This is a genomic window from Caballeronia sp. LjRoot31 (genome assembly GCF_964253885.1).
Taxonomy (GTDB): Bacteria; Pseudomonadota; Gammaproteobacteria; order Burkholderiales; family Burkholderiaceae; genus Caballeronia.
On the sequence record NZ_CAXURX020000001.1, the window covers coordinates 3,912,791 to 3,929,690 of the forward strand.

General features: G+C 60.4%; 17 protein-coding genes. 8 read left to right on the forward strand and 9 right to left on the reverse strand.

Going from position 1 to position 16,900, the window contains the following annotated elements; genetic code table 11:
• Positions 1 to 25: 25 nt before the first annotated feature.
• The 4 genes from ACSQ8V_RS17520 to ACSQ8V_RS17535 form a co-directional block, all read right to left on the reverse strand.
• Positions 26 to 952 carry a retroviral-like aspartic protease family protein gene (locus ACSQ8V_RS17520; protein WP_436206459.1) on the reverse strand — a complete coding sequence of 309 codons (927 nt, stop codon included), beginning with the start codon at positions 950 to 952 and terminating at the stop codon, positions 26 to 28.
• Between the two features lie 603 nt (positions 953 to 1,555).
• Positions 1,556 to 2,464, reverse strand: a complete 909-nt coding sequence (ttcA, locus tag ACSQ8V_RS17525; RefSeq protein ID WP_436206682.1) for a tRNA 2-thiocytidine(32) synthetase TtcA — start codon at positions 2,462 to 2,464, stop codon at positions 1,556 to 1,558.
• A 56-nt stretch (positions 2,465 to 2,520) separates the two neighbouring features.
• The gene (locus ACSQ8V_RS17530) at positions 2,521 to 2,922 is read right to left on the reverse strand and encodes a dihydroneopterin aldolase (protein WP_436206460.1); all 402 of its coding nucleotides are present in this window, start codon (positions 2,920 to 2,922) and stop codon (positions 2,521 to 2,523) included.
• Positions 2,923 to 2,966: 44 nt separating this feature from the next.
• On the reverse strand, positions 2,967 to 3,806 hold the full coding sequence (locus tag ACSQ8V_RS17535; protein WP_436206461.1) for an SDR family oxidoreductase: 840 nt from the start codon (positions 3,804 to 3,806) through the stop codon (positions 2,967 to 2,969).
• Positions 3,807 to 3,819: 13 nt separating this feature from the next.
• Here ACSQ8V_RS17535 and ACSQ8V_RS17540 point away from each other — a divergent pair, with 13 nt between their 5' ends.
• Together ACSQ8V_RS17540 and ACSQ8V_RS17545 are read left to right on the forward strand one after the other, a co-directional pair.
• The gene (locus ACSQ8V_RS17540; protein ID WP_436206462.1) at positions 3,820 to 5,034 is read left to right on the forward strand and encodes a class I SAM-dependent methyltransferase; all 1,215 of its coding nucleotides are present in this window, start codon (positions 3,820 to 3,822) and stop codon (positions 5,032 to 5,034) included.
• A gap of 4 nt (positions 5,035 to 5,038) precedes the next feature.
• Positions 5,039 to 5,233 (forward strand): DUF2905 domain-containing protein, encoded by a 195-nt coding sequence (locus tag ACSQ8V_RS17545; RefSeq protein WP_213768198.1) that lies wholly within the window; start codon positions 5,039 to 5,041, stop codon positions 5,231 to 5,233.
• Positions 5,234 to 5,247: 14 nt separating this feature from the next.
• Here the strand turns inward: ACSQ8V_RS17545 and ACSQ8V_RS17550 are convergent, their stop codons facing one another.
• The 4 genes from ACSQ8V_RS17550 to ACSQ8V_RS17565 all read right to left on the reverse strand — a co-directional run bounded on the left by ACSQ8V_RS17550 (position 5,248) and on the right by ACSQ8V_RS17565 (position 10,169).
• Positions 5,248 to 6,477, reverse strand: coding sequence for a multifunctional CCA addition/repair protein (locus ACSQ8V_RS17550; RefSeq protein WP_436206463.1), 1,230 nt, complete (start codon positions 6,475 to 6,477; stop codon positions 5,248 to 5,250).
• Positions 6,474 to 7,094 carry a glutathione S-transferase family protein gene (locus ACSQ8V_RS17555; protein ID WP_436206464.1) on the reverse strand — a complete coding sequence of 207 codons (621 nt, stop codon included), beginning with the start codon at positions 7,092 to 7,094 and terminating at the stop codon, positions 6,474 to 6,476. Before ACSQ8V_RS17555 ends, ACSQ8V_RS17550 begins: the two co-directional genes overlap by 4 nt.
• 32 nt (positions 7,095 to 7,126) lie before the next feature.
• Positions 7,127 to 8,083, reverse strand: a complete 957-nt coding sequence (locus tag ACSQ8V_RS17560) for a complex I NDUFA9 subunit family protein (RefSeq protein WP_436206465.1) — start codon at positions 8,081 to 8,083, stop codon at positions 7,127 to 7,129.
• Positions 8,084 to 8,201: 118 nt separating this feature from the next.
• Entirely contained in the window at positions 8,202 to 10,169 is a 1,968-nt protein-coding gene (locus tag ACSQ8V_RS17565) for a transglycosylase SLT domain-containing protein (RefSeq protein ID WP_436206466.1), read from the reverse strand.
• Between the two features lie 23 nt (positions 10,170 to 10,192).
• Between ACSQ8V_RS17565 and ACSQ8V_RS17570 the strand changes: the two genes are divergently transcribed.
• Complete coding sequence (locus ACSQ8V_RS17570; protein ID WP_436206467.1) at positions 10,193 to 10,786, forward strand: 5-formyltetrahydrofolate cyclo-ligase; 594 nt, start codon at positions 10,193 to 10,195, stop codon at positions 10,784 to 10,786.
• A 1,021-nt stretch (positions 10,787 to 11,807) separates the two neighbouring features.
• Here ACSQ8V_RS17570 and ACSQ8V_RS17575 read toward each other — a convergent pair.
• Positions 11,808 to 12,320, reverse strand: a complete 513-nt coding sequence (locus ACSQ8V_RS17575; RefSeq protein ID WP_213767948.1) for a winged helix DNA-binding protein — start codon at positions 12,318 to 12,320, stop codon at positions 11,808 to 11,810.
• Between the two features lie 185 nt (positions 12,321 to 12,505).
• Here ACSQ8V_RS17575 and pxpB point away from each other — a divergent pair, with 185 nt between their 5' ends.
• From pxpB to ACSQ8V_RS17600, 5 genes are all read left to right on the forward strand, one after another.
• The gene (gene pxpB / locus ACSQ8V_RS17580) at positions 12,506 to 13,159 is read left to right on the forward strand and encodes a 5-oxoprolinase subunit PxpB (protein ID WP_436206468.1); all 654 of its coding nucleotides are present in this window, start codon (positions 12,506 to 12,508) and stop codon (positions 13,157 to 13,159) included.
• The gene (locus tag ACSQ8V_RS17585) at positions 13,156 to 14,187 is read left to right on the forward strand and encodes a biotin-dependent carboxyltransferase family protein (protein WP_436206469.1); all 1,032 of its coding nucleotides are present in this window, start codon (positions 13,156 to 13,158) and stop codon (positions 14,185 to 14,187) included. The genes pxpB and ACSQ8V_RS17585 overlap by 4 nt, the downstream gene beginning before the upstream one ends.
• Before the next feature lie 17 nt (positions 14,188 to 14,204).
• Positions 14,205 to 14,957 (forward strand): 5-oxoprolinase subunit PxpA, encoded by a 753-nt coding sequence (pxpA, locus tag ACSQ8V_RS17590; protein ID WP_213767945.1) that lies wholly within the window; start codon positions 14,205 to 14,207, stop codon positions 14,955 to 14,957.
• A 245-nt stretch (positions 14,958 to 15,202) separates the two neighbouring features.
• Positions 15,203 to 15,922 (forward strand): DUF969 domain-containing protein, encoded by a 720-nt coding sequence (locus tag ACSQ8V_RS17595; RefSeq protein ID WP_213767944.1) that lies wholly within the window; start codon positions 15,203 to 15,205, stop codon positions 15,920 to 15,922.
• Entirely contained in the window at positions 15,919 to 16,875 is a 957-nt protein-coding gene (locus tag ACSQ8V_RS17600; RefSeq protein ID WP_213767943.1) for a DUF979 domain-containing protein, read from the forward strand. Before ACSQ8V_RS17595 ends, ACSQ8V_RS17600 begins: the two co-directional genes overlap by 4 nt.
• The last annotated feature ends 25 nt before the right edge of the window (positions 16,876 to 16,900 follow it).

The window sequence follows — 16,900 nt, forward strand, 5'->3', positions numbered from 1 at the left end:
TTGGCGACGCAAGAAGCGCAAACGCCTACGACTGCGGAGCGTTCAATGCAACCGGGCGCCCGGCCCCGTTGTCGCGAGGCACATAAAAAGAGTGTTTGAACGATGCATTGGCGCCGCCTGGCGCACCCGGCACGGCGCTCTTGTCACCGGCGATCTGCATGAACACCCAGCCGGCCGAATACGACAGCCATACCCTCCGGTTCCTCATAAAGTCCATGCCAAGCAGCATGCCTGCATCCCGGAAGCTTGTGTTCACCACGGTCAGCGGCGCATTCGGATAGTTCACCGTGCCGATGCTCATCGAAAATTTGTGGTGGTAAGTACCGATCCGCATGCCGCCAAAACCTGTACCCGACGATTGAGGATCGTGTGCCAGCGCGACGGAATCTACGCCGGCCAAGTCCGCCGCCGCTGTTGTCACGAGCGAAACACCCGTGCCGGTATCCACATAGGCTCGTAGCGGACGTCCATTTAGCGCGACATGCAGGATGAATCGATTGCCGCGCGTTTTATCGGCGGAGTACGCCTGATAGTCACCCTGCCACGGCGCGAAACGGCCCAGGCAGCCGGTTGCGGTGTATAGCGACATTGTGAGGGCGGGAAAGTCTAACTCCACGTCATAGCGGCTCATGACATCCGCGCCAAGAACCCCGGCCAGAGCAGATGCTTGCGCCCCTGGCGCCACCGCCCCGCTCGGGACAACGAGCACGCGCAGGTCGATCCATTCCGACGATCCGAGCTTCAGCGACGGAAGAATCCGGGGATATTGATACCCGACACTGCCAGCAACCCCCTTCGTCTCAGAGGCGTGGTCCGAGTCCTCGGCAAGATGCAAGGTGTCGACAACGCCCTGTTCAAGTGTCGTACGCTCGGCACCCGAATCGACCATCATCGGATACACGTTTCCGTCGATATCGACGGGCACGGTGTAATGAGTCAATACCTTCGTCATCGGAAGCGTTGCCTCACGCTTGAGTTGGCATGTGCTCGCCTGTGCGGGTTGTACGGCTTGGGCGTCCAAGGGTGAGGCTTGATCGGAGAGCGCTTGCGTGGATTGCCGATGCCATTGTGTCGGTTGACCAGGATAAAGCATCGGCGAAGATGCCGGATCCCCAGGAAACGTCGGCAAAGGCAGTTCGTCTGAAGGCGGCTTCCGAAACCGGGACGGAAGCGGCGCATATATACGTACTGCCGAATTGCCCGGCAAATACATTGGAACAGGCGCCAACTGAGCCACGCTATTAGTTGAGAACAATACTGCGCTGATGAAAAACGCACCGAGCGCGGTAAATACGCGCTTTCTGCGCTCGTTGATGACATCAGCTTTGGGCATACATCGCTCTTTTTATCGGCGAAATGCCGTGAAGCCGGTCAACTTAACACCGCGATTATCTCGTTAATATGGATTGCAAACTAATTTCACAAAACCTTGGTAATTATTTTATGCGACTCAAGTAACGCCGAAAGTAACTTGTTGGCGTAATGCAAGACATCCAAAAAAACAAGCGCGCTCAACGGGCGCGCTTGTTTCCGACCGACGTTTCCTGCTCAACCCTCAAATATCGTCGAACTGAACAATCGAAATAGTCTGCGAGGTTGATTCCGTCGAACACGGGTCTTCATCGAACGCGATATCCCCGGCCGGGTCCGCCACGCCCGTCGCGCGCAATCCGCCGAACGCAAACAGCTTGTGATCCATCAAATGCGAAGGCACGACATTCGACAGCGCGTTGAACATATTTTCCACGCGGCCCGGGAAACGCTTTTCCCAATCGCGGATCAGTGCCTTCATTTCGGCGCGCTTCAGGTTCGGCTGGCTACCGCATAGATTGCACGGAATGATCGGGAATTCGCGCAGCTCGGCGAACTTCTCCAGATCTTTTTCCTTCGCGTAAGCAAGCGGCCGGATCACGATGTTCTTGCCATCGTCGGATTGCAGTTTCGGCGGCATGCCTTTTAGCTTGCCACCATAGAACATATTCAAAAACAGAGTTTGCAGAATGTCGTCGCGATGATGCCCAAGCGCAATTTTCGTCGCCCCAAGCTCACCGGCCACACGATATAAAATCCCGCGCCGCAACCTCGAACACAGTGAACACGTCGTTTTTCCCTCCGGTACAAGCCGCTTGACGATGCTGTAAGTATCCTGATTCTCGATATGAAACGGGATATCCAGCTTGCTCAAATACTCGGGCAGCACATGCTCCGGAAACCCCGGCTGTTTCTGATCGAGATTCACCGCCACGATGTCGAAGTTGATCGGCGCGCGTTCGCGCAGCCGCATCAGGAGTTCGAGCATCGCGTACGAATCCTTGCCGCCGGACAGGCAGACCATGACCTTGTCGCCGTCTTCGATCATGTTGTAATCCGTGACGGCCTCGCCCACCTGACGCGCCAGCCGCTTGAACAACTTGTTGTTCTCGTAGGCCTGCTTCTGCTCGCGGCGGGTCATTGGCTCGCGCATTGTCGGGACAGATGCCAACTCCTGAACCACCGGCGCTTCCGTTTCCGTTAGCGAACTCATGCTGTCACCTCTTTGATGCGAAAGACTTCGACGCCCACGGCATCGCAGTCGGGATAAACGTCCGGCTTTTCCGTCGATACCACCACGGCACGCACATTGGGATGCGCCAATAAAGCGGCAGCGACGTCATCGCAGAGTGTTTCCTGCAAGTGGATATGCCCTCTACCCACGCGCTTGGCGATGGTCGAGCGCATGAAATCGTAATCGACGACTTCGCGCAGCTTGTCCTCGGTCGGCGTCGATAACGCCAGTGGCACGAACAATTCCACGTTGATCACCACGCGCTGCTCGCCTTGCTTTTCGAAATCGTGCACGCCAATGTTGATGCGCACTTCGTAATTGCGCAGAAAAAGCCGCCGGCAATCGGCGAGCCGGGGATGCGAAAGTGCGGCAAGCATGGTGATGTCCTGGTGATTCAGATTGACTGACTGAGATTAACTTACTAAGCGCCGTCGCCCGGATTGCGGCTTGCGGTCAAAAACATGATGTCGCGTGGCGATGGCACGAGATGCTGCCCGCCATCCACCACCAGCGTCGTACCCGTCACGCCTGAAGCGCCGGCGAGATAACAGGCCGCCGCGACAACATCCTCCACCCGCGAAGCCCGGCCCAACGGCGTTACCCGATGCGCGGCCTCGAACTCGGCCTGCGTCATGTCGGCGGAGGGTAGCGTGAGGCCCGGGGCAAGCCCGACCACGCGCAACTTCGGCGCAAGCGCCTGAGCCAGCGCGACGGTTGCGTTTTCCAGCGCCGCCTTGGTCAGCGTGTACGACAGGTAATCGGGATTCATGTTGTACAGCTTCTGGTCGAGCACGTTGATGACGCAGCCGCGCCGGGTTTCATCGTCGGCGGCGGCATCGGGCGTAGCGTCGTACAGCGCGCGCGCCAATGCCAACGGCGCACCAACATTGACCGCCATCATCTCGAGCAGGCGCGGGTAGCTGAAATCGCGCGCAGTATCTTCGACAAAACTCGACGCGTTGTTCACCACGCAATGCAGACCACCCAACGCGTCGATACACGCCGGCACCAGCCGCGCCACATCGCTTTCCACGCCAAGATCCGCATGCAGAGCGACCGCGCGGCGGCCGAGGGCGCGTATCGACTGGACGACTTCCTGCGCCTGTCCCTCAGAACCGCCAAAATGCACGGCGACGTCCCATCCGCGCGCAGCGAAACCGAGCGCGAGGCCGCGGCCGATGCGCTTCGCCGCGCCGGTGATCAGCACCACGCGGGCTTTCGGCGCGGAAGAATCTGGAGAAGTGGACGAAGAAACGCTCATTTACAATGCCGGAATGAATCCAAAAGCTCACGAATCCGACAGTTTACCTGTTCCCGGCTCCGACGCGCTCGCGCAGTCCGAGGCGCTGACAGCACGCATCCGGGCGGAAATCGCGTCGGCGGGCGGCTGGCTGCCGTTCAGCCGGTATATGCAACTTGCCCTTTACGCGCCCGGCCTCGGCTATTACAGCGGCGGCTCGATGAAATTCGGCAAACGCGGTGACGATGGCAGCGACTTTGTCACCGCACCGGAAATGTCGCCGCTGTTCTCGGCGACGCTCGCGCGGCCGGTCGCGCAGGCGTTGCGCGACAGCGGCACGCGCAATTTGATGGAATTCGGCGCAGGCACGGGCAAGCTCGCCGCCGGCCTGCTGAACGCTTTGAAAGCGCTGGATATCCCCTTCGACAACTACGCGATCGTGGATTTATCCGGCGAATTGCAGGAACGCCAGCGGGCGACGATTGAAGCGGATGCGCCCGAACTGGCATCGAAGGTGCAATGGCTCAGTGTATTGCCGGAGCGTTTTGAAGGCGTGGTGATTGGCAATGAAGTGCTCGACGCCATGCCCGTGCGCCTGGTCGTGCGCAAACTGGGCGTGTGGCATGAGCGCGGCGTATCGTGGACGGACAACCGTTTCACATTCGACGACAAACCGCTGCTAGCCGCGCTGGACGATCCGCTGCTGGCCGAAATAGATGCCACCATCGATGAAGTCAACGACGAGCCGTTCGTCGAATACCTGAGCGAAACGCACGAAGCGGCGCTGGCTTTTACGCGCACCATCTGCACAATGCTCACGCGCGGCGCGGCGTTTTTCATCGATTACGGCTTTCCGAGGCGCGAGTTTTATCACGCCCAGCGCGCTCAGGGCACGCTCATGTGCCACTACCGGCATCGGTCGCACGGCGATCCGTTTTTGTATCCCGGGCTGCAGGACATCACGGCGCACGTGGAATTTTCGGGGATCGCGGAGGCTGGTACAGAGGCGGGCGCCGATCTGCTCGGCTTTACGTCGCAGGCGCGTTTCCTGATGAACGCCGGTATTACCGACGCGCTTTCCGACCTCGATCCCACCGACGCCCGGCGCTTTCTGCCCGCGGCCAATGCGGTTCAGAAGTTGTTATCGGAGGCGGAAATGGGCGAGTTGTTCAAGGTGATCGCGTTTTCGCGGGGTATCGACGACACGCTGGCCGCGTTCTCGTCCGGCGACCGCTCACATACTTTATGAAATCATGATCCGCTGGGTACTCACCACGTTCATTGCATTGTCGATTCTCTCGGCGTGTTTGCCGTGGATGAAGAAACTCGGCATAGGCAAGTTACCCGGCGATTTCACGCTGCGGCTTTTCGGACGGGAATATCCGTTCCCGTTCATGTCGACCATTTTGCTTTCGCTCGTGCTGTCGTTGCTGGCGCGGGCGCTTTGATCTGCGAAGCTGCTTTAAAGCACCGCGTCCACCGCCGCCACGCGCGCGGCGTGAACCGCGTCCTTGATCTTCCCCGGCTCGTTCGCGTACTGCTGCGCGACGGCGCCGGCATCGACCGCACGCGCCGCCACCAACGCGTCGCGCAAACGCTCGGCCTGCGGATACGGTTGCTGGCTCAAACCAAGCCGGCCGCGGGCATCGGAGACACAGGCTTGTAGTGCTTCAGCAAACCGCGCAGGCTTGCGCAGCGCGTCGCAACGCTCGAACAACCGCACCAGCGCCGCCGCCCCAAACTCCATCACCCGATGAATATTGCCGTGCTCACGCGCCACCAGCAACGCGAGATCGCGACATTCGTTCGGCACGCGCAAACGCTCGCACAACGGCTTCAGCAGATCGACGCTACGCCCTTCATGGCCGATATGACGCGGCAGGATATCGTCGGGCGTGGTCGCCTTGCCGAGATCATGGGTCAGCGCGGCGAAGCGCACCGGCAATGTATAACCGTGCGCCGCCGCGTAATCCAGGACCATCATCACGTGCACGCCGGTATCGACTTCCGGGTGATAGTCGGCACGTTGCGGCACGCCCCACAGCGAATTCACCTCTGGCAAAATCCGCACGAGCGCGCCGCATTCGCGCAGCACCTCGAACATCCTCGACGGCGTTTTCTCCATCAAGCCGCGCGACACTTCCTGCCACACGCGCTCGGGCACGAGCGCATCGACTTCGCCGTCGGCGACCATGCGTTTCATCAGCGCGAGCGTTTCGTCAGCGATAGTGAAATCCGCGAAACGCGCCGCAAACCGCGCGATGCGAAGAATCCGCACCGGATCTTCAATAAACGCTTCACCCACATGCCGGAACACACGCGCTTCCAGATCAGCGCGGCCATTGAACGGATCGATCACCGGTCCGGTCAGCTCGCCATCCGGGCGCACTTCGCGCGCCATTGCGTTGACGGTCAGATCGCGGCGCGCGAGATCTTCTTCTAGCGTAACGTCGGGCGCGTAGAAAAACTGAAAGCCGTGATATCCCGCCGATGTCTTGCGCTCGGTCCGCGCGAGCGCATATTCCTCATGCGTTTGCGGATGCAAAAATACGGGGAAATCCTTGCCGACCGGCTTGAAACCTTGCGCCGTCATCTGCTCGGGCGTGGCTCCAACCACGACGTAATCGCGGTCCTGAACCGGCAGGCCGAGCATGTCATCGCGGATCGCGCCGCCCACGGCGTAGATGTTCATCGCTCGTTCCGTGCGCCTTCAATCCACTCTGCAACAGCAGGCAATGCCGTGATGCGGGCGGCGTAAGCGAGCGCCGTTTCGCTCAGCTTGGGCGCGTAGGAATTGAAGCGCATGACGACCGGCGCGAACATCGCGTCGGCAATACCGAATTCGTGGCCGAACAGGAACGGGCCACCGTGCGCGTCGAGGCAATTGCGCCAGATCAGGTCGATCCGTTTCACGTTCGCCAACGCGCCCGCCGTGAGTTGCTGGCCGAAGGCCTGGTGCTGGATATTCATCGACATCTGTTCGCGCAGGTCAGCAAAACCCGCGTGCATTTCCGCGCTGATGCTGCGAGCGTGCGCCCGCACGGCGGCATCGCGCGGCCACAACGCGTACTGCGGGAACAACTCGGCCAGGGTTTCCATGATCGCGACCGATTCCCATACGGCGTCGCCGGCATCGGTCACGAGGCAAGGCACTTTTCCCGACGGCGAATGCGCGAGGATATTCGCGGAGGAATCCGGCCGCGCGAGGCGAATCATCGTCTCCTCGAAAGGAATGCCGAAGTGCTTGAGCACGAGCCACGGCCGCATGGACCATGACGACACATTCTTGTCACCAATAACGAGTTTCATCGCAGATATCTAAGTTGAATAACTAGCAAAAATCAACGCCCGGCCGACGCCCGGAATGTATTGAAGCGCGAACGCGACGACGATCCCGTGAGGTACATGGGCGCGATTGCTTCAATGCTCGCCGGTTCTTCAATGCCGAGTTCCGGCGCCATCGGACCGCTTGCCACCGCAGGCGTTTTCATGGAATCGAGATTATCGCGCGACATCATGGGTTCGCCGGGTGCGAGTTCAAGCGACATCGCCTGGAGACGGCCGAGGATATCCGGCAAGCGGATGATCTTCGCGTTTTTGCCAATTGCCGCGCCGCTGAACCTGACCAGTTCTTCCAGCGTGTACACCGTCGGTCCGGCGAGTTCATAAACGCGGCCGCTGGCGGCATCGAGATCGAGCACGTTGGCGAAGGCTTTCGCAACGTCACCGACAAAAACCGGCTGGATCTTCGCTTGCGAACACGCCAGCGGAATCACCGGAAAGATCCGCTCGAGAAACGCGAACTGATTCAGGAAGTTGTCCTCGGGACCGAACACCACGGATGGACGAAAAATCGTGGTCGCCAGATTCGATTCGCGCACGGCCTTTTCGCCGTCACCCTTCGAGCGCAGATACATGCTCGGCCCTTTCGGATCCGCGCCAAGTGCGCTCATGTGGATCAAGCGCCGCACGCCTTTTGCCTGACACGCGGCCACAATCCTGTTCGGCAACTCGACATGCGCCTTGGCGAATTGCGGACCATAAGGATCGCCGCGCTTGCCTTGCAGAATGCCGACCAGATTGATCACTGCGTCGGCTTGGGAGACGAAGGCGGCGAGCTGGACGGAATCGAAGACATTGGTTTCGATCACATCCACGGGCAGCAACGTCAGATGCGCCGCGTTCTCGCGACGCCGCGTGGCAATGCGCACGTTCTTGCCAAGCTCGACAAGCGCGTTCACCAGATGACTGCCGATAAACCCCGATCCGCCGATCAACGCAATGGTTTGATGCCGCATGTTCGCCTCTGTAAGTGGCGGTCCGCGAAAGCGTCAGGGCGACGCCGCCGCGCGTGACTTTCGATTAACCGTATCGACCGGAAAAGCGAAACGCGCGGCGAGTCTTGTTGCAGGCCGCTTACGGCGCGATATAACCGAGCCGCGCTTTCAGCGATTGCGGACGGCCTTCGAACAGCGCCGCGTAATACACGGTGTTCGACAGCACGTTCTTGACGTAGTCGCGGGTTTCGGTGAACGGAATAGTTTCAGCAAAAATCGCGCCCTCTACCGGTGCGCTGAGCGTGGAACGCCACTGCGTCGGGCGTCCCGGGCCGGCGTTGTAACCGGCGGTTGCGAGGACGGCGGAATCGTCGAACTGGTTGTAGACCATGGCCAGATAATTCGTGCCGAGCAGGATGTTGGTGTCGAGGTCATTCATCTGTTCACGCGATACCGGTCCCATGCCGATTTTCTTCGCCACGAGTTGCGCGGTGCCGGGCATCAACTGCATCAGGCCGCCCGCGCCCACTTCCGACTTCGCGTTGATGATGAACCGCGATTCCTGGCGAATCAGTCCGTACGCCCATTCGACATCGAGCCCAGTGTTTTTCGACTCACGCTCGACCACATCACGATACGGCGAGAGATACCGCAATGAGAAATCGTGCTCGGTCTTGGTTTTGTCGGCCGTGTTCACCGCGCGGTCGAACAATTCGATCCGCTTGGCGTACAGAGCCGTGGCGATCAATTGCCGGTCCGTCATGGTGCGCAGCGGCCAGTTCCATTCGCGGTTGCCTTCGAGCCTGAGGTTCATGGCGTAGAACTTCTGCGACAGCGCAAAACCCGGCACCGATGCAGCCTGGGCGATTTCGGCGTCGCTCACTTCCGTGCGCGGCGGCACGGTGATCTTCTGGCCGAGTTCCTCAGACGCCAACTGGCCGTAGAAGTTGAACTGATCCGCGATGCTCGTGAATTCCTGGTTGGCCGTGGCGGTGTCGCCGGCTTGCTTCAGTGAGCGTGCGTGCCAGTAGATCCACGCGGGCTGGTTGCGCAGCGTGGGCGGCATTTGTTCGATCGACCAGCGCACCATGGTCCAGTCGCCGACGAGCAACGCGCTGCGCGTGCGCCATTCATAGGCGGGATTCGACAACGGCGCATTCACCGAAAGCCGGTACCAGTCCACCGCGCTCGGCATGCGCTTCAATGCAGCCTGATATGCAATCGTGCCCCAGCCGACAGCGCGTTCCGACGGCGTCAACGCCGGCGCGACCGAACTGAACGATGCAGCGGCCATGGCCGGATCGTTGCGTGCCATGCGGGTGATGGCGACGAGCGCCAGTTGATGCGACGATGTGTCTCGACCTACGCCGCGTGCGAGATACAGCGGCGGGGTGCTGGCGGCGGTGTCGAAGACGCTTTGATCCGGGCGTACCTGGCCAAGCGCGTCCGCGATGCGGCTGCCGGTGTTCGTGTAGTTCTGTTCGTAGGCGAGGCGGATTTGCTGCCAGACGTCATCCGCGGTGAATTGCTGCGAGACGGCCAGTGCGTTGATCAGGTCGACGCAACCGTCGCCATACCATTTAGGATCGACGAGCAGAGCGCGCGCGGCGTCCGACACATTTTCTCCGCGCGACGCGCGTGCTTCGAGCGCGTAGCATTTCACTTGCGTGTCGTCGTTCAGGACGAAGCGCGAGTATTGATCGAGGAAATTGCGCCAGTCGTGGCGGGCGCCGAGCACGTTCAGATAGTCGTTACGCATGCGGTCGGCGATAGCCTGGCCGTCGTAGCGCTGCAGGAACGCGAGGACCGGTTCGTCGGGTGCGTCGACGCGCGCGTGTCCTTGCGAGTCGAAGAGTTGCGGCTTGATGGTGAAGTAATCGACATAACCCGGCGCCGGATAATTCGGAATTTGCGCGGCGAGTTGCATGGCACGGCCGACGTCATTCGAGCGCGCGGCTTCGCGCAACTGGATGAAGGTGCGGTCGTCGGGCGAGAGCGAATAGTCGGCTGTCGGGCGCACGGCGGAGGCGGTACCGCATCCGATCAGCGTGATCACGGCGAGCGCGGTTGCGGCAGCGAGATATACTCGTTTGAGACGTTTTGACATCGTTATTTCTGGAGCGCGAAGTGATGCAAAGCATAGCACGCAACCCTCTGCTGGAAACCAAAAGCGCGCTGCGTTCGAACCTGCTTGCAACCCGCGAGGCGCAAGGCGTTCGGGCCGATCAGGGTGCACGCGGTGAAGCGTTGGCTCGGCGTTTGATGGAAGCGGTCGCACGCTTTTCCGATGCATCGTGCATTGGCTTTTATTGGCCGGTTGCCGGGGAGTTCGATGCGCGTGATGTGTTGACTGTCTGGCTGGCGCTGAATGCATCGCGGGGGGCGGCATTGCCGGTAGTGGTTGCGCCGAGGGCGCCGCTGGTTTTTCATGCGTGGCAGCCGAACGCGGCGATGAAGAAAGGGCGGTATGGCATTCCTGTGCCGGCCGAGGAGCGGGTGGTGGTGCCGGACTTGCTCGTTATTCCTTGTGTGGGTTTCGATGCCGATCGATATCGGCTGGGATATGGGGGTGGGTATTACGATCGGACGTTGGCGAATTGGCCGGGGCGCCTGGCGCCGGCTACGATTGGGGTGGCTTTTGAATCCGCGAAGTGTGATGCCCTGCCGAGGGGGGAGTTTGATTTGCCACTCGGGGCGATTGTGACCGAATCAACGGTTTATTGAGCGTTCGCACCGGTGGACGGTTTTTTTGGGGGGGGTGGGCGGGGGATGTTGCAGAGTTGTTAGGTTCCGGGGTTAGCGGTCGGAGTCTATGCCGGGTTGCTGCTTTCGGCGTTAGTGGTCTGCAAGAGTTGCATTTTCTCTTTATCACTATTAGCCACTGTGCGTGGCGGCACGTCATTTCTTTGTCCAAAGCGACAAAGAAACGAAGCAAAGAAAACGCTTTTAACCACGCTACCCTAAGTGTCCACAGCGTGCAGTTTCTATTCATAGGTGCCCCAAAAGCACGGTGCTCGCCAGAGCCACAGATGTGTGAACCCCTCCTTCTCGCGAATCCTGACACGAACACGCTTCGCCCCGTACGCTCTCGGGCAAGCACAATTGCTAAGGAACCCGCACGGCCTTACAGGTATTTACGGCTGCGGTTTTGACGGATTAGCTATCTGGTCTGTGCGACCATTCATAGGCCACGGCTTGATGCGTGTTTGTGTTTACTGCTTCAGTTTTTGTGAATTGGCTGCGCGTTCTGTACGGCTATTTTCGTCGGTTACGGCCGCCCGCATCTTCGCGGCCTCGTTTCCTGGCGGGTTGGCGACGAGGTTCGAGGCGCATACACATTTGGTGGTTGGTCGTCCGCGGATAGCGCGGGGTGAACCTTGGGCAGATTCAATCACTGGTGGCGAAGCGTGTGGGTATCCGTGTTCGGAGAAGGAGGGTTTCACACATCCTCCGCTCTGGCGAGCACCGTGCTTTTGGGGCACCCATGAATAGAAACTGCACGCTGTGGACACTTAGGGTAGAGCGGTTAAAGCGCTTTCTTTGCTTCGTTTCTTTGTCGCTTTGGACAAAGAAATGACGTGCCGCCACGCACAGTGGCTAATAGTGATAAAGAGAAAATCCAACTCTCGCAGACCGCTAAGGCCGAAAGCACCAACCCGGCATCAACCCCGACCGCTAACCCCAGAACCTAACAACCCCGAAATAGACCCCCGCCCCCGCCCCCCAAACAGTGCGAACGAAAACCCTATAACGAGGCTGCGGCCCGCGCCGCTGTATCATAAAGACCGGAAGCATTTCGCAGCAATTGCGCCGCCTCGCCTATCTGCTCGTTGGTCAGCCCGCTCTCCTTCAACGTGCTGATCAAACAACTCTCCCGCACCTCCCGATACTTCCCGCACAACTCCCGCCCCGCCGGCGTTGCGGAAAAGAACACCTCCTTACCCACTTTTTCGCTCTTCACATAGCCCCGCGCCATCAACTTCTTAATGGCATAGCTGGCAACGTGCGTGTCCTCTATATTGAGAACAAAGCAAATATCGGCAATCTTTTTCTTCCGGTCACGATGACTCACATGATGCAGCAGCGATACTTCCACCGCCGTCATGTCCTTCGCGCCCGCCGCCGACATGCATCGAACCATCCAGCGGTTGAACGCATTGCCGGCCATGATCAGGCCATATTCGAACTCGGACAACTCGGCGCTCGTTTCAGAGACGAGATGCTCGGACGAAACGATCTTGGTCGGATGACGGGGCATGGATATCTATACGGAACAATATGTCGGCGAGTGTAGCGTATCGAACGAAATTCATCGCAACGCCTAAATTCTTATTGATAATTTGTCGATAAATTATTGACAATGTACATTCCCGAGCTAGCGTCGAGACGGCTTGCTTTTGCCTTTCGCTCAAAGTGCGCGCTCGATTACCGGCAAAACCCAGCATGACACCACCCAAAATTCACCCACTCGGCGACACCGCGCTGGTTTGCGTTGCACCGCCGCCCGCCACGCTCGAATGCCAGCGCCGAATGTGGGCGCTCGCCGACGCGGCGCGCCTGTGGCCGCACGTCGTGGAAGTCGTGCCGGGCATGAACAACCTCACGCTCGTCTTCGATCCCCTCCAGGCCGACTCCGCCGACCTCGCCAGCCAAATGAAAACCGCTTGGGAGCAAGCAGCCGAAGTCGAGGTGGGCACAGCAGAAATCGACATTCCCGTGCGCTACGGCGGCGCTGACGGACCCGATCTTGCCTCGCTGGCAAAACAGTTGGACCTGAGCATCGATGAACTCGTGAAGCGTCACACCCAAGCCGATTACATCGTATTTTTCCTCGGCTTTCAGCCCGGCTTCGCCTACCTCGGCGGCCTCGATCCCACGCTGCACGCGCCCCGTCACTCCAAACCGCGGCTGGAAGTGCCGGCGGGGTCGGTGGGTATCGGCGGGGAGCAGACGGGCATCTATCCGGCGGCGTCGCCCGGTGGCTGGCAACTATTGGGACGCACTGATCTGAAGCTCTTCGATCCCGCCCGCAACCCGCCCACGCTCATGCAACCCGGCGATCACGTGCGTTTTACCGCGCTGGAGGTGCTCGCATGATCGACGTCATTCGCGCCGGCATGCTCTCCTCCGTGCAGGATCTCGGCCGCGCGGGATATCGGCACCTGGGTGTCAGTTCGGGCGGCGCACTTGACGCGCTGTCGCTGGAAATCGGCAACCGGATCGTGGGCAACAGGCCAGATGCGGCCGGCATCGAACTGACGTTCGGACCCACCACCCTGCGCTTCACGCGCGCCACGCGCGTGGCGATCACCGGCACGGATTTCGCTGCCACGCTGGACGACAAACCCGTCTACTCGTGGTGGAGCCTGCCGGTTCAAGCCGGCCAGGAACTGACGCTGCGCGGCGCCCGGCACGGCATGCGCGGTTACGTGTGCGTGGCAGGCGGTATCGACGTCCTGCCCATGCTCGGCTCCCGCAGCACCGATCTCGGCGCCTGTTTTGGCGGCCTCGGCGGCCGCGCATTACGCGACGGCGATCGTTTGGCTACGGGCGTACCGCTGCCGAACAAGAGCGCGGCGTTTTCATCGGCGGGAACGGCTTTTGGCGTGAAAGCGCCCGCGTGGTGCAAGTTCGTGTACGTGGAAGAACCGCTGCGGCGCGGCAAACACACGCCGGGCAATTCATGGTCGCTGCCGATCCGCGTGTTGCGCGGTCCCGAATACGAGACCTTCACGATGACGGCCCAGCGCGACTTCTGGAACGAGGAGTGGACGATCACGCCGAACAGTAACCGCATGGGTTTCCGGCTCGCCGGAACGGTCCTGGAGCGCGGCGATAAAGCCGACCTGCTGTCCCACGCCGTGTTGCCCGGCACGATTCAAGTCCCGCCGAACGGTCAGCCGATTGTGCTGATGGGCGATGCCCAGACCACCGGCGGATATCCAAAAATAGGCTCGGTGATCAAGGCCGACCTGTGGAAGCTCGCGCAAGCGAGGCTCAACAGCGGTGTGCGCTTTATCGAAACAACGGTTGAAGCCGCGCGTCACGCGCTGGCCGAAGAGCGCATGTATGTGAAACAGGTTGAATCGGCTATCGCGATGCACGCGGAACGCCTCGACCGGTAAGTGAACAGGGAACAAAGATGGAAATCGATCTGAACGCCGATCTCGGCGAAGGCATGGGAACCGACGAAGCGCTGCTCGATCTCGTGAGCTCCGCGAATATTGCTTGCGGCTGGCACGCGGGCGGAGCCACTGCCATGCGCGATTGCGTGCGCTGGGCAGTGGCGAAAGGTGTCGCCATTGGCGCGCACCCGAGTTTCAACGATCCCGAGAATTTCGGCCGCAAGGAGATGGATCTTCCCGCGTCGGAGATTTACGCGGGCGTGTTGTATCAGTTGGGCGCGCTGGCGGCGATCGTGAAGGCCGAAGGCGGCCGCATGTCGCACGTGAAGCCGCACGGCGCGCTTTATAACCAGGCCGCGAAGAACCCGGAAATCGCCGAGGCGATCGTCGCGGCAATTCGTGATTTCGATCCTTCGTTGCTCGTGTTCGGGCTGGCGAACAGCAATCTCGTCGATGCCGCGCGCAAGGCGAACATGGTCGCGATCGAGGAAGTTTTTGCGGACCGTGGATATCGGGCGGATGGGTCGCTCGTGCCACGCAAGGACCCCGGCGCGTTGCTCGAGGACGAGGAAGCCGTGCTCACCCGCACACTGTCAATGGCAACGGAGCGCCGCGTCCAGGCGGTCAGCGGGGAATGGGTGCCGATCAATGCGCAGACGGTTTGTCTTCACGGCGACGGCGCGCACGCGCTCGCTTTCGCCCGGCGGATTCGCGGGGCACTCGAAAAGGCGGGTATCGAAGTTCGTGCTGCGCACGCGGTCGAGGTTTGACGCACGGTCTTTAGCGGTTTTGACGTTGATCGAATGGCCGCCTCGCTGCTTGCGCTTGTCTCCTGCCGCGGGTCGGATTGAAGCCTCAATGAACCTGAATGCCTCGCGTATTGGCGGGGCGTTTTCGTAAGCGGCCAGTAGAGCCGTTTTATCAAGCCAATGGAACGGCCCCGCTCGAAGCAAGCGGTTCGTCCAACGGCGGAAGAGCCCTTACCGGGGCATTAGCCCGATCACTTGGAGATCTTATGGGAACCGCTGTCAACCTATGGCCACTGATAGGTGTGGCCGTCATCATCGTGGGGTTTATCCTGCGCTTCAATCCGATGCTGATCGTGGCCGCCGCCGCCATCATCACCGGCCTTGCGGCGCACTTCCCCATCGATCGCATCCTCACCGCGATCGGTACGGGTTTTCTCAAGACGCGCAACATCCCGCTCATCATTTTGCTGCCGCTGGCCGTGATCGGTTTGCTGGAGCGGCACGGTCTGCGTGAACGTGCGCAAATCTGGATTGCCGGCATCAAGGCGGCAACCGTTGGACGTCTGCTGATCGTCTATTTGCTGATTCGCGAATTGACGGCGGCAGTCGGGTTGACCGGTCTCGGCGGACATCCGCAAATGGTCCGGCCGCTGCTCGCGCCCATGGCCGAAGGCGCAGCGGAAGCACGCTTCGGCAAGCTCTCCGATGAAACCCGCTTCAAGCTGCGCGCGTACTCCGCCGCGACCGATAACGTCGGCCTGTTCTTCGGCGAGGACATCTTCGTCGCGTTCGGCGCAATCGTCTTGATGACAACCTTCCTGAAGGAAGCGGGGATCGTGGTCGAACCGCTGCACGTCGCCGTATGGGGCATCCCCACTGCGATCTGCGCATTCCTGATTCACGGCTTCCGGCTGTGGCTGCTCGATCGACGGCTGAATCGCGAACTCGGCGCGTTGACCAAAAACGTTCGCGGAGAAACCGCATGACACTCACGCTCAACTATCTGTTCTATCTGCTGGGCATCGTGCTGGTCGTTGTTGCCGGCATGATCTACGTCGACAAGTCGCACCCGCGCCGCCTCACCACCGGCACGTTCTGGCTCGTGTACGCGCTGATATTTTTGATCGGCGACTGGCTGCCGGCCAATGTGGTCGGCGTGCTGGTTGTTGCCATGGCCTTGATAGCAGGCTTTGGCGGCGTCACGGCCGGCAAGCCCAAAATGCTCTCCGACGAAGCGCGCCGCCAAAGCGCCATGCGTCTTGGCAACAAGCTGTTCGTGCCGGCGTTGACCATTCCCGTGGTGACGGTGGTTCTCACGCTGGCAGCGAGTTACCTCGTGTTCGGCGGCAAGCCGCTGCTCGATCCGAAGAACGTCACGCTGATGGGTTTTGGCATTGGCTGTATCGTCGCGCTGGGTGTGGCCTGCGTGATGACGCGCGATACCGTCGGCCAATCGATGAAAGAAACGCGCCGGCTGGTCGACGCGCTTTCATGGGCCGCGGTCCTTCCGCAAATGCTGGGCATGCTCGGTCTGGTGTTCTCGGATGCAGGCGTGGGCAAGGCGGTCGCGCACGTGACCACGGCGTATGTGAACCTCGATTACCGTCTGGTCGCGGTCGCCGTGTATTGCATCGGCATGGCGCTTTTCACGATGGTCATGGGCAACGGCTTCGCCGCGTTCCCGGTGATGACGGGTGGTGTAGGCGTGCCGATCCTGGTCGGCGTATTCCACGGCAATCCGGCCACGATGGTCGCGATCGGCATGTTCTCCGGCTACTGCGGCACGCTGATGACGCCGATGGCCGCGAACTTCAATATCGTGCCGGCGGCGCTGCTGGAATTACCCGATAAAAACGCGGTGATCAAAGTGCAGATTCCAACCGCGCTGTCCATGCTGGTAGTGAATATCTTCTTGCTGAACTGGCTGATGTTCCTGTGATCTGATTGCGACGCGGCCGGCTTGG